This window comes from Gracilibacillus caseinilyticus, assembly GCF_022919115.1.
Taxonomy (GTDB): Bacteria; Bacillota; Bacilli; order Bacillales; family Amphibacillaceae; genus Gracilibacillus; species Gracilibacillus caseinilyticus.
Map to the genome: position 1 here is coordinate 618,481 of NZ_CP095072.1, position 12,262 is coordinate 630,742.

The following is a 12,262-nucleotide window of genomic DNA, read 5'->3' on the forward strand; positions in this document are numbered from 1 at the left end:
AACTAAACTTATTTTTTTAGGAAAATTAATGTAAAATCATCTCTAAGTTGAAAATCCTGCAAACGTTCGAAGTGTCGGTACACGGCGTCTACTGCTTCTTGCGCTGGTAAATGCATGTACTTGCGGATCACTTCCAACATTTCATTTGACTCAATGAAGTCATCACCAACTCGACATTCCGTTACTCCGTCCGTTAATAATATAACCATATCCCCTGGATTCATTTTCATTTCTGACTGTTGATATATGGCTTGATCGGAAACACCGAGCACTAAACCTTTGGTACTGATTTCATAAAAACGGTCAGACTCCGCACAGTAATAAAAACCAGGCTCATGCCCTGCTGATGAAAATTGAAAAGTATCGGTACTGGTGTCATATAACCCATAGAACATCGTTATAAACATACTCGTATCTACGTTACGCTCCACAACACGATTCAAATTCTCTAAGATCACACTTGGATTACGCATTGTATCTGGAAAACTGTCCAACGAATATTTAATCATCGACATCGCTAGAGCAGCCGGGATACCTTTACCAATTACATCCGCAATCGCAATTCCAATATTATTTGATTCATCTGTAACGAAATGATGGTAATCCCCATTCATCTGATTGGCAGGAACACTAACAGCACCTATGTCTAGTCCTGGAACGACTGGTTTAGTAGTTGTCAATAACGTTTGTTGCATGTTGGCAGCTACTGCAATCTCAGACTCCAATTCTCCTTGCTTTTCCCTTAGTGTTTGGAATTCCTGATAGGCTAATCCATAGGATATCATCATTTCCAATAAGAAATTCATAGAAGCATCAATTTCTTCAGGTAAATCAGGATACAGCGCTTGCAGTGCTTGAATATGCACATTGATAATTTCTTCTGGTGATATTTGATGTTGCATCGATGATTTACTAAATAATTCTGCCTGATATAAGGACGTTTCATCTTGTGAAGATATATATTTTTTCAATAATTTCATGTAGTTATCAATATCAAATTTATAAGGCGCCATCTCCTTACCTCCTATCTACTAATCGTGCAAATTGGAAACTACAATCACTAAGGTATAGGAGTATGAAACATCGTACATATTATACAGTCTGCATTAACGAACCCACTTGATCGTAGTTATTGTTGTCCCTTTTTCCGGTTCAGAGACAATATCAAAATAATCCATCAACCTTTTGACGCCAGGCAACCCAGCCCCTAGTCCTCCAGAAGTGGAAAAACCATCTTCCATTACTTTACTTAAATCTTTGATCCCAGGACCTGCATCAGTGGCAATAATTTTTATGCCTTTTTTGTTCATTTCCTCAATTATTTCATATGTCACTTGACCTGTTTTGGCATACAAATAGATATTCCTGGCCAGTTCTGAGATGGCAGTGGCAATTCTGGCTTGATCAACCGTTCCAAACCCTAATTCTTTTGCTAACTCTCTTCCCATTTGCCTAGCTCCAACAATATCCCATTCTTTCTTTATTTGCACACTTGGTTTTGTTATCATCTTCACTCCTCCAGTTCCTGGCGAAGTTTAATTAACCCTTGTTCTAAATCAAGTGCTGTCGGTACGTTTTGTAAATGTATTCCAAGATCAATTAAAGTCATAGCAACAGCTGGCTGTATTCCAGTAAGTACTACTTTAGCTCCCATTAAGTCTGACATGGATACCACATCTCCTAATACTTTAGCAATAAAAGAGTCTATGATATCAACAGAGGTTAAATCGATAACCACACCTGTTGCTCCACTCTTATGAATCTTACTAAGTAAGTCTTCCTGAAAATCTATAGCTGTTTGATCATCTAAATCGATTTGAATGGATACCAATAAATAATTTTGTAATTTTAATATTGGTATTCTCATAACAACACCTCCCCTATTTTAATGAATCTATTATCTTCGTTATATCTTCATTTGTGTTTTCCACTTCAACAATTTCTCGATTTGTTAACTTCAAAGCCGTATTAAATCCTTTCCGTAAAGTACTCTTCGTCGGAAATTTACTAAGGTCGATTCCTAAGTTTACAATCGTTTGTGCAATTTCAGGACGAATACCTACAAGAATACATGTTGCACCAATCAATCGCACAGCTTCAGCTGCTTGAATAATATGATGAGCTACCATCGTATCCACTACAGGTACACCTGTAATATCAATCAGCACTACTTCTGCATTGTGCTTCATCACACCTTCTAACAAATTCTCCATAATTAATTTGGCACGCTCTGTATCGATTGTACCGATTAACGGCATGACGGTAACATTCTCCATCACCGGAATCAGCGGAGCACTTAATTCTTGCAATGCCATTCTTTGCAAGGAAACTGTATGCTCCCAACTGCCAGAATATTGGTTGACAAGCTGATTAATAATTGGTTCCACCCAATCCTCTACAATCTTCAAAATGCGGGAGAATTCATAGGTATCTACTTTATCCGATTGATGTAAAATGAATTCGATCGTTACTCTTCTAAACGTTTGTAAACCATCTGTGATGTAGCTCAATGGCCAACCTAAATTAATGAGTCTCTCTGCAAACTCATCCATTTCTCCTGTATCCCATTGACGATTAATACTGGCAAAAATAACATTAATGAATTCCTGATTGGTAGAATGATACAAGCTGTCCGAAATATTTGATGTGTAATCAGATTTACGCTTCTCCGTCAATTCCTCTAACCAGTTATTTGAAATAACATCACTATTTTCAATAACTATTCTCCGTAATGTCTCTGGCATTATCTTTACCTCCGCTATCTTGTTTAATATAAACATTTTACAACAAAAACTCGAATATTACGATTAATACAATCCCTTTTCGACAAATTTATCCATTTTTTTCTCTTTCTCCCTAAAAACACCCTTGCCTTTTACGAAAAAAGCAAGGGTGTTTGGAAGATAGAGGATTAGAAATCAGTTAACCCTAAACTAATTTCTAATCCTCTATCAATACGTTCCATCATGTTACTGTCTAATTGAGTTATTTTATCAGTTAATCGTTGTTTATCAATGGTACGGATTTGTTCTAATAAAATAACCGAATTACGCTCAAAACCGTACTTTTCTGCATCTATTTCGACATGTGTCGGTAATTTCGCCTTTTGAATTTGAGCTGTGATTGCTGCTACAATAACAGTTGGACTAAAACGGTTACCAATATCATTTTGTAATACTAATACGGGACGTACTCCACCCTGTTCAGATCCCACAACAGGGGAAAGATCGGCGAAATATACGTCGCCTCTTTTCACAATCAAGACCTACACCCCGCTCACTAAGCGCTCAAGGGTGTTTTCTGCCTCCTCTTCCGCCTGAAAAGCTTCCGAAGCAATATTCAAATTAATTTTCGCCATTTCCATATATCCTCTTTGCATGGATTCTTGAATATGACGTTTTTTTGTTTCACGCAAATACGTTCTGGTTGCTTGGCAAATAAAATCACTTAAATTGCTATCTTCGCTTTTCATCAAGCCGTCCACCTCATTCAGCAGGTTTTTAGGTAATCTCACAGCAACTTCTTGCAAGTCTTCAGACAAAACCATACACCTCCACCAACATTGACAAGCCTTTTTTTGATAATCCAATATTATCATACCATTACGAAACAGGCATTGCAAAGGGGTTTTTGATAATTTATCATTTTTTTCTACAATATATTTTTTATTATTCCCGGCAATTCAAGGAATTATCATGTACATCTTACTAGTATAGCAATTTTTTAAGGATATATTCTCGGAACACGGTGGCTGATCATACAAGCCACTTCATAATTGATCGTGTCTAAATGATTCGCCCACTCATCCATCTCTATGGTCTCATTACCTTGAGAACCAATCAGTGTCACTGGATCACCTGTTTGTGCTGGACCAGATAAACGGACCATTAATTGATCCATGCAAATTCGGCCAATAATCTCACCACGTTTCCCATTCACAAGAATTTCTGCACCTTGCAAATGACGATTGATACCATCCGCATAACCAAGTGGAACTGTCCCAATCCATTCTTCTTTTTCAGTCACATAGGTTGCCCCGTAACTGATTGGTGTTCCTACCTCCACCTTCTTAACGTGTATTAATTTGCTATACAAGCTTAGAGCGGGTTTTAAATCGATAGGCTTTTCCCTTTTTACGTCTGTTGATGGGTATAGACCATACATGCTGATGCCAAATCGCACAAAATCAAACATTTTATCTGGGAATCTCATGCTGGCAGCACTATTTCCAGTATGAAATAATACCTTATGCCCTGCCCAATGACGTTGAAAAACACTTCGAAGTGTTTCGAAACGGTCTAATTGCGCTTCAAAATGTGTAAGGTCTGTCTCATCCGCAGTTGCAAAATGTGTGAAGATTGCTTCGAGATGTACGTTTGGATGTCGCAATAATGGAAGAATGTCAATCAATTCTTCTTCACTTCGAACACCTATACGCCCCATACCTGTATCCCACTTCAAATGAACTTTTAATGGGCTTGGCAGTTCTAACCCTTGTACGGCTTCTAACCAGGCAGGCTGATAGCACGTCACTGTAATATCATGATCCGCTGCTACAGCAGCATCCTCCGGGCGAATGTAACCCATCACTAAAATAGGAGCCATAATGCCAGCCTCCCGTAACCGCAATGCTTCGTCTAACACTGCTACAGCAAGCCTTTCTGCTCCCCCTTGTAACGCGGCATGTGCTACTTCAATGTCACCATGTCCGTAAGCATTTGCCTTTACAACCGCATAAATGTCAGTATTATCAAACAGTTTATTTCGTAATTGTTCTATATTATATATAATATGATCTAAATTTACTTCTACCCATGAATCGCGATAAAATTTTTCAGTCATGTTGATACTCCTCATTTTCATTACATTGAGACTTCCATTATAATGCATTTCATAGAAAAAGGATATGATTAAATAGTCAGAATATAATTTCTGCTTAGCGGCCTAAGCATAGCAAGTATCCACAAATCACGTAATCTGCATGATCAGTGCTTCTGTAATATCTTATTAAGTAAGAAAAAAACGTCCAAACCTAACTTGCATTTAACTATACCTATACGGATAATATCAACTAGCAGAAGGGCGTAAAATTTCGGAGCTGCAGTATTTCTTAAAGCCTTTTTGCCTCTAGGTTTGCTTGTTCCGACATTATATTCTCTGCGTAATATAGGCCGCCGTGGCGTTTACTACCAAGCAGAACGCGAGTTGCGCTTTGGAAATGCTAGTCGTCTGAATCAGCAAATTGACGACAGAAGACTTTCACTCCATTAGATTCCTAGCCTTGACGGTTACTCCGCCGTCCAGCAGGTATGGATCGCAGGAGTCTGCGTGTTGGCCTGTGCTATGGTACAGACTCTACAAGCAGACAAAACTAACCGGACAACACCATTCATTTGTTTTCTTTCTTTTTAAACGCTACAAATCTTCTTGCATCGCTTCTCACTTTTGTCTCCTTTTCCTCTAAACGATACAAATCTCCATGCATCGCTTTCCACTTTTGTCTCCTTTTCCTCTAAACGATACAAATCTCGATGAACTGTTTTCCTTATGTAATAGCTAACATACGGAATGATAATCAACCGTATATATAGGTTAAATATCATATAATACCTATCAACCATCATCCGTAGACTCCTGCCCGAAAATCTCCCCGGAAAGCGTTCTCTTTCCCAAAGAAGCAGATTTACGCCCCCACAGGACGCGGAGCATATTTCCAGAGCTTGACTTAGCACACAAAACCTATCAAAATTTCCACATCGACATACATATCCATTTTACTTAATCCGTATTATAAGAAAGAGCCGTTCCTTCTTTGGCGGAAGAAAACGGCTCTGGTTTCTAATTGAAAGCATGGACATTATTCGTACGTTCTTTTTTTAATATTTGACTTCCATGAACGATAGTCATGTACAGCAATTCCACCAAACCCTGGATGTCCTGCAAAATAATTCTCCAGTTGATGTAATTCCTGATTCATTTCATTAGGATGCGTATCATAAAACGTAGTATGACTACCTTCATCTGTCTTAACCATATTCACACCGATCACAACCGATTTATTATGGTTAGCAGCCTGTTCAATCAGTGGCGATGAAATGGACTTAATGCCATTCTTCCCTTCTGCTGAATCCCGATAGGCCATAATCGTGATGGAATCGAGTTTAGAGATCATCCATTCCCCAACATTGCTCTCTTTCCCTGGTATTTTCACTTTATAAATCCAAAATGGGAAATCCCCGCTTATCTTGAGGTCCGCATTTGATTTTGCCTGCTTCTTAAGATAAGTCATATTATCCAACCACTGGGTAATGACATCTTCCTGATTGTTCTTCCACTCCGATAATAAATACGGCTCAATATCAAGATGAATCCCTTGAAACCTCTCATCTTGTGACACATGACGATTATAATCCTTTACATTACCGACAAAATTTTCCAAACTGTCTTGGTTTTTCGATAATGCCCAGTATGGGTCACCGCCAAGCGCATACACTTTAATGTCTTCCTCAGCCGCTTTTTTGATAAATGATTGAACTTTCTCTTTATCAAAACCCTTTTGACTGACATGTAAATAAATTAAGTTTATGCCCTGATCATCCGCAAATGAAATGAGATCTTCTTGACTTTCATCCAATTTTTCAAGATCCCAGATCCATGTCACTTTCTCATAATCTTTCTGATTGAAGTAAAATCCTAACGAACAAAGGATAACTATCAGTGTGATAATGGCTAAGCACCCTTTCATCGAAAAAAGGAAAGAATAGAACCCTCTTTGAAGCGAAGATCTTTCCGTATGCAGAGACCTTTTTTGTTTATTATTATTTAACATAGGACATGACACGCTGGTCATCCGCTTTAGAAGAATCTTGCTGTTTTTGAATATTAATAGAAGTATAGTTCCACAGTCTGATATCAGGGCCGACAATGCAATTATCTCCTATTTTCGTGTTGCCTTTTAATTGAGTTCGAGGTTCAATCACTGTATTCTTACCGATCGTCACCTCCGCCTCAATATAAGTGGATGAAGGGTCGGTAATCGTCACACCATTAGCCTGATGGAAGTCGATAATCCGTTTTTGTAAAATGTCCTTTGCATGTGCGAGTTGTTCTGTGTCATTAATCCCTAATCCTTCTTCAATGTCATATACACTTGCAGCTGATATGATTTCACCTTGATTTTTCAAGATTTCAATTACATCAGGTAAATAATATTCTTGCTGCTTATTATTAGTAGATACTTGATCAATCGCCTTAAATAGCAATTGGTTATCAAAGCAAAAGATACCTGTGTTTACTTCATTAACTTCTCGCTCTTTTTCCGTAGCATCTTTATGTTCTACAATTCGCTGCACTTGTCCTTGCTGATCACGAATAATCCGGCCATATCCGGATGGATCTTCCGGGTGCATGGTTAAAATAGTAGCTGCTGCATCTGTATTGCGATGGTGTTCCAGACATTTCTGAAGTGTTTTTTCTGTAATTAATGGGGTATCTCCAGTAATAATCAATGTTGATCCTTGCTGATCACAGAGCTTTTCACGGCACATTTGCACTGCATGTGCGGTACCAAGCTGCTCTTCTTGATAAGCATATTCTAACGATTCACCTAAGTGTTGTTTGATTAACTCTGACTGATGACCTACCACGGTAATAATCCGATCCATTGAAATACGTTGCAATCGATCAATGACATGCTCGACCATCGATTGACCACAAACATCATGAAGAACCTTAGGCAATTCTGATTTCATTCTTGTACCTTTTCCAGCGGCTAAAACAACAGCAAATGTTTGATTCATCTTATTTCCCCCATTCTTCGTCTTTATCTATAGAAGGAAGATGGAATTTCATTCACTCCATCTCCCTTATTATATCTTTACCACGGTACTAACCTTCCACAAGACCTTCACAGATGATGGTCCGATTGTCGAGTTAGCAAGAGACCTTATTCAACAGTGACACTTTTGGCAAGATTACGTGGTTTATCGACATCATTTCCAAGAGCAAGTGATGTATAGTATGAAATTAACTGTAACGGAATAACCGTCAACAATGGAGTCATAATGGATAAGGTATTAGGGATGTAACAGCATTCGTCTACATACTCCCAAATATTCATTTTTTCTTCCCCTGCTACTCCAAGTACTTGGGCACCACGTGCTTTAACTTCTTTAATATTTCCTAACATCTTCTCACTGACTTCATCCTGTGTGATAAGTGCTATAATTGGTGTTCCTTCTTCAATTAGAGCAAGCGTTCCATGCTTCAATTCGCCAGCAGCATATGCTTCCGAATGAATATAAGAGATTTCCTTCAGTTTCAACGAACCTTCTAGAGAAACTGGAAAATCCAGGCCTCGTCCAATAAAGAATACACTATTAGCATCTTTGATAGATTCACTATACCAACGAATGCTGCTCGAATGCTCCAAAATTTCTTCCATTTTATTAGGAATTTCCGCAATCGATTCAAGCAACTGATCATGATATTCTTGAGAAACGGATTGTTTTCTTTCAGCAAGATAAATACCTAACAGATAGAAAGTTAATACTTGTGTCGTATAAGCTTTCGTAGAAGCTACGGCAATTTCTGGTCCTGCCATTGTTAACAGTACTTCATCCGCTTCACGAGCTATGGAACTTCCTACTACATTCGTTATCGCAAGAACTTGAGCCCCTAAATGTTGACTTTGACGTAAAGCAGCCAAGGTGTCAGCCGTTTCACCTGATTGACTAACAACAATAACAAGCGTCTTCTCATTGACAATCGGACGGCGATAACGGAACTCAGAAGCTACCTCTACATCGACAGGTATTCGAGTTAGTTCTTCGATAACGTGCTTGCCGATCAAACCAGCATGGTATGCAGTACCGCAAGCGACGATGGTAACCTTATCCCATTGCTCCACTTGTTGATTAGACCACTGTAGTTCATCAAATTCTACTGATTTCTGTTCTTTATTAAATCTTCCTGTCATTGTTTTTTGTAATGCAGTTGGCTGTTCATGAATTTCTTTCAGCATAAAATGATCATAGCCGTTTTTTTCTGCCTGCTCCATGTCCCAGTCAGCGCGGAATAAGTCCCGGTTCAATTCCGCTCCTGTCTCTGTCGCAAGAAGTGTCACATCATCTTTTGTTAAAACGGCCATTTCACCATCTTCCAGAATAAAAATGTCACGAGTATGCTCAAGAACCGCAGGAATATCTGAGCTTATTAATGTTTCTCCATCCCCTGCTCCAATAATGAGAGGACTTGCTTGTCTTACCGCATATAGACGTTCTGGTTCATGCTCAGAAACAATTCCTAATGCATATGCTCCATCTAATCGTTTAACGACTTTTTGAATAGTAGAAAGCATCTCTCCATCATATAATTCGGAGAATAAATGTGAGATGACCTCTGAGTCGGTCTCAGAAATAAACGTGTATCCTTTTTGTTTAAGCTCTCTTTTAATGTCTAAATAATTTTCGATGATACCGTTATGTACCACGGCAAATTCATTGTTCACATCTGTATGTGGATGAGAATTTTCATTTGAAGGTTCACCATGTGTTGCCCAGCGTGTATGTCCGATACCTACATTACCTGACAGCGGAGCCTGATCAAGCTTGTCCTGCAAGACATCCAATCTGCCCTTAGCCTTTTCGACTTGAACGGACTCGCCGTTAACTACTGCGATTCCTACCGAATCATATCCTCGATATTCTAATTTACTTAGCCCTGTTGTTAATACTTGCTGTGTGTCCTTTTGCCCGATGTAACCAATGATTCCGCACATGTTATTTCCTCTCCTTTACATTTGTAGTGTGATTTAATTAATAGAGGATGTTCAAAAAGTCCGGGGAAAACCGCTGTGAACTTCTGCGTCGGCTTTCTTCTCCGCCTTGAATTTCTTTGCGCTTTTCGTCCTCTTTTTGAACACGCACTAATAGTGAAAGAAAGTATAAAAATTGCGTATCTATCTAATTGCAAGCACCCAAACCAGCCGACACACTGAGCTTCTTATCCTGCGCAATGTGCCCTGAATTGAGGCGCTCATCGTCTCTCTTACAAAGCGATAGATTCTTGGTGTTTTTTATTTACTTTTGATGTTGTTCCTAGTTTGTGAATATGTTGTTGATGGTAGTCCTTAAAGGCATTTCTTGTATCAACAATTGGAATTTCCAGATTAGCAAGTTCATCGTAATCAAAATCACTATGGTTCGTCACTAACACCATGCAATCATACTGTTTCAATCCTTCTTTACTGTATGATATAGAGTGTGCAATCGAGCCATCTTCATCAATAAAGCTGTGGGCATGCGGATCGTAATAGTCCACATTTGCTCCATTTTCTTTATACAATTCATACAGGTATAACCCTGGAGACTCGCGCAAGTCACTAATATTTGGTTTATATGCCATACCTAGAATAAGTATTTTGGAGCTATTAATAGACTTGCCATAAATGTTCAACACTTCTGATGTCTTTCTAGTAACAACATCAGGCATATTATTGTTAATAGATTGTGCCAAATCGATAAATTTACTATAGAAACGGAAGCCTTTTGCTTTCCATGATAGATACATAGGGTCGAGCGGAATACAATGACCGCCAATCCCTGGTCCCGGTTGGAACTTCATAAAACCAAATGGCTTTGTTGCTGCAGCATCAATCACTTCCCATACATCGATGTCCATGCGTTCGCACATTAATGCCATTTCATTTACGAATGCGATATTGACACTACGGAACGTATTTTCCAAGAGCTTGGACATTTCAGCTACTTTAGGTGAAGATACTGGTACAACATTTTCAATATAATTGCTATAAAGCATCTTACCAACTTTATTACAGTTTTCCGTGATGCCTCCCATTACTTTCGGTACATTATTCGTATGGAATGACTCATTACCAGGGTCCACACGTTCTGGAGAATAGCATAGGAAAATATCATTTCCAGGTTCATAGCCCATGCGATGGAATTCTTTCAGGATTAGCTCATCAGTCGTACCTGGATAAGTAGTACTTTCTAATGTAACGAGCATCCCTTTCTTCATATATGGTTTAACACTCTCGATTACACTCGAAATATAAGAAGTATCTGGATCCTGATTTTCACTAAGCGGTGTTGGAACACAAATGCTGATAGCGTCTAGCTCCTTCACTACTTCATACTCGTTAGTCGGAAAGAAACGATTCGTGTCTAAGCTTTCTTGCAAATCCTGATCTGAAATATCATTAATGTATGAATTACCATTTCTTAAGGATTGAATTTTTTCCTCACTTAAATCAATCCCACATACGTTAAATCCTGATTTTACCATCTCTACCGCAAGTGGCAGCCCGACATAACCCATGCCGATGACCCCGATATTTGCTTTCTTCAATTCGATTTTTTGGCTTAATTGTTCAAAAAAACCCATAAACATATCCCTCTTTTCATAGAATTTAAATTAGATTAACCCATTACTTTCACTAGTCGTTTGATTCGTGCTTCGAGTTCAATAAGTGAAAAAGATTTTGTCATATATTCTGCTACGCCATATTCAAAGGTTAACTTAATATTTTCTTCCAACTCCTTATTGGTTAACACGATAATTTCGGAGTGACTGTTTGAATGTTCGGCAATCTTTTTTAATTCATTGATAAATTGGTAGCCTGCTATAGCTGGTAAGTTGATTTCTGTAATGACTAAATCAGGGAGAAGCTTCTTATATTGATCCAGTCCGTCTCTTCCATTTTGTGCCGTATGGACCACATACTCTTTACTTTCTAAGTAGTTTTTCAAGAGTTGAAGAATGGTTTCATCAGGATCCACAATAAGGATGGAGCGAGTTTCTGTTTTTGCTTTTGTTATATTTTCAAACACTTCTATTTCTTTTTCACCGCTATCGGCGTTCGTCATTTCCTGTATCATATAGGTAAGCATTTGTTCAGCGTCATCACTATTCTCAGGGAAACTTCCCACTAATAAAGGGCCCGTTAATTGATCGGATTGTTCTAAGAATTCTTTCACGAACAATGCGTAAAAGTGAGTATAAGCCAGATCACAATCATCCAATAATAGACCAACAATACCTGATTGGGCATCATAGTTTATTTGAAAAGCTGTATCAGGCTCTTGTTTTTCCAACTTCGCCTTTAGCTTTTCTAAACCTGATTGATCAAGATCTGCACGCACTGTAATAATCCCGCACGTTAATCCACTTGCCTGGTAATAATGAAGAAAGTGCTGAAAAGAATTTAAAATTTTGGAACCTGTTGGTGCTTTCGTCATTT

General features: G+C 38.5%; 12 protein-coding genes. All 12 read right to left on the reverse strand.

Going from position 1 to position 12,262, the window contains the following annotated elements; all coding sequences use genetic code 11:
* Positions 1 to 8: 8 nt before the first annotated feature.
* The 12 genes from MUN88_RS03005 to MUN88_RS03060 all read right to left on the reverse strand — a co-directional run bounded on the left by MUN88_RS03005 (position 9) and on the right by MUN88_RS03060 (position 12,260).
* Positions 9 to 1,013 (reverse strand): PP2C family protein-serine/threonine phosphatase, encoded by a 1,005-nt coding sequence (locus MUN88_RS03005; protein WP_244720648.1) that lies wholly within the window; start codon positions 1,011 to 1,013, stop codon positions 9 to 11.
* Between the two features lie 93 nt (positions 1,014 to 1,106).
* On the reverse strand, positions 1,107 to 1,508 hold the full coding sequence (locus MUN88_RS03010; protein ID WP_244720650.1) for an anti-sigma regulatory factor: 402 nt from the start codon (positions 1,506 to 1,508) through the stop codon (positions 1,107 to 1,109).
* A 2-nt stretch (positions 1,509 to 1,510) separates the two neighbouring features.
* Positions 1,511 to 1,867, reverse strand: a complete 357-nt coding sequence (locus tag MUN88_RS03015; RefSeq protein WP_244720652.1) for an STAS domain-containing protein — start codon at positions 1,865 to 1,867, stop codon at positions 1,511 to 1,513.
* A 13-nt stretch (positions 1,868 to 1,880) separates the two neighbouring features.
* Entirely contained in the window at positions 1,881 to 2,744 is an 864-nt protein-coding gene (rsbRA, locus tag MUN88_RS03020; RefSeq protein WP_244720655.1) for an RsbT co-antagonist protein RsbRA, read from the reverse strand.
* Positions 2,745 to 2,911: 167 nt separating this feature from the next.
* On the reverse strand, positions 2,912 to 3,262 hold the full coding sequence (locus tag MUN88_RS03025) for a type II toxin-antitoxin system PemK/MazF family toxin (protein ID WP_244720658.1): 351 nt from the start codon (positions 3,260 to 3,262) through the stop codon (positions 2,912 to 2,914).
* Between the two features lie 3 nt (positions 3,263 to 3,265).
* The gene (locus MUN88_RS03030; protein ID WP_244720661.1) at positions 3,266 to 3,547 is read right to left on the reverse strand and encodes a CopG family ribbon-helix-helix protein; all 282 of its coding nucleotides are present in this window, start codon (positions 3,545 to 3,547) and stop codon (positions 3,266 to 3,268) included.
* Between the two features lie 176 nt (positions 3,548 to 3,723).
* Positions 3,724 to 4,842, reverse strand: a complete 1,119-nt coding sequence (gene alr / locus MUN88_RS03035) for an alanine racemase (RefSeq protein WP_244720665.1) — start codon at positions 4,840 to 4,842, stop codon at positions 3,724 to 3,726.
* A gap of 1,015 nt (positions 4,843 to 5,857) precedes the next feature.
* On the reverse strand, positions 5,858 to 6,661 hold the full coding sequence (locus MUN88_RS03040; protein ID WP_244720668.1) for a hypothetical protein: 804 nt from the start codon (positions 6,659 to 6,661) through the stop codon (positions 5,858 to 5,860).
* Positions 6,662 to 6,818: 157 nt separating this feature from the next.
* Positions 6,819 to 7,799 carry a bifunctional UDP-N-acetylglucosamine diphosphorylase/glucosamine-1-phosphate N-acetyltransferase GlmU gene (locus MUN88_RS03045; RefSeq protein WP_244720671.1) on the reverse strand — a complete coding sequence of 327 codons (981 nt, stop codon included), beginning with the start codon at positions 7,797 to 7,799 and terminating at the stop codon, positions 6,819 to 6,821.
* Positions 7,800 to 7,945: 146 nt separating this feature from the next.
* A complete protein-coding gene (gene glmS, locus MUN88_RS03050; protein WP_244720674.1) occupies positions 7,946 to 9,778 on the reverse strand; it encodes a glutamine--fructose-6-phosphate transaminase (isomerizing) in 1,833 nt (610 codons plus the stop codon).
* A gap of 269 nt (positions 9,779 to 10,047) precedes the next feature.
* On the reverse strand, positions 10,048 to 11,406 hold the full coding sequence (locus tag MUN88_RS03055; protein ID WP_244720677.1) for a nucleotide sugar dehydrogenase: 1,359 nt from the start codon (positions 11,404 to 11,406) through the stop codon (positions 10,048 to 10,050).
* A 35-nt stretch (positions 11,407 to 11,441) separates the two neighbouring features.
* Positions 11,442 to 12,260 carry a response regulator transcription factor gene (locus tag MUN88_RS03060; protein ID WP_244720679.1) on the reverse strand — a complete coding sequence of 273 codons (819 nt, stop codon included), beginning with the start codon at positions 12,258 to 12,260 and terminating at the stop codon, positions 11,442 to 11,444.
* Positions 12,261 to 12,262: the final 2 nt, after the last annotated feature.

What these genes read in the sequence shown, in the direction of transcription:
- MUN88_RS03005 (WP_244720648.1), bottom strand. Translation starts at nt 1,013, where the DNA reads ATGGCGCCTTATAAATTTGATATTGATAACTACATGAAATTATTGAAA.
- MUN88_RS03010 (WP_244720650.1), bottom strand. Translation starts at nt 1,508, where the DNA reads ATGATAACAAAACCAAGTGTGCAAATAAAGAAAGAATGGGATATTGTT.
- MUN88_RS03015 (WP_244720652.1), bottom strand. Translation starts at nt 1,867, where the DNA reads ATGAGAATACCAATATTAAAATTACAAAATTATTTATTGGTATCCATT.
- rsbRA (WP_244720655.1), bottom strand. Translation starts at nt 2,744, where the DNA reads ATGCCAGAGACATTACGGAGAATAGTTATTGAAAATAGTGATGTTATT.
- MUN88_RS03030 (WP_244720661.1), bottom strand. Translation starts at nt 3,547, where the DNA reads ATGGTTTTGTCTGAAGACTTGCAAGAAGTTGCTGTGAGATTACCTAAA.
- alr (WP_244720665.1), bottom strand. Translation starts at nt 4,842, where the DNA reads ATGACTGAAAAATTTTATCGCGATTCATGGGTAGAAGTAAATTTAGAT.
- MUN88_RS03045 (WP_244720671.1), bottom strand. Translation starts at nt 7,799, where the DNA reads ATGAATCAAACATTTGCTGTTGTTTTAGCCGCTGGAAAAGGTACAAGA.
- glmS (WP_244720674.1), bottom strand. Translation starts at nt 9,778, where the DNA reads ATGTGCGGAATCATTGGTTACATCGGGCAAAAGGACACACAGCAAGTA.
- MUN88_RS03055 (WP_244720677.1), bottom strand. Translation starts at nt 11,406, where the DNA reads ATGGGTTTTTTTGAACAATTAAGCCAAAAAATCGAATTGAAGAAAGCA.
- MUN88_RS03060 (WP_244720679.1), bottom strand. Translation starts at nt 12,260, where the DNA reads ATGACGAAAGCACCAACAGGTTCCAAAATTTTAAATTCTTTTCAGCAC.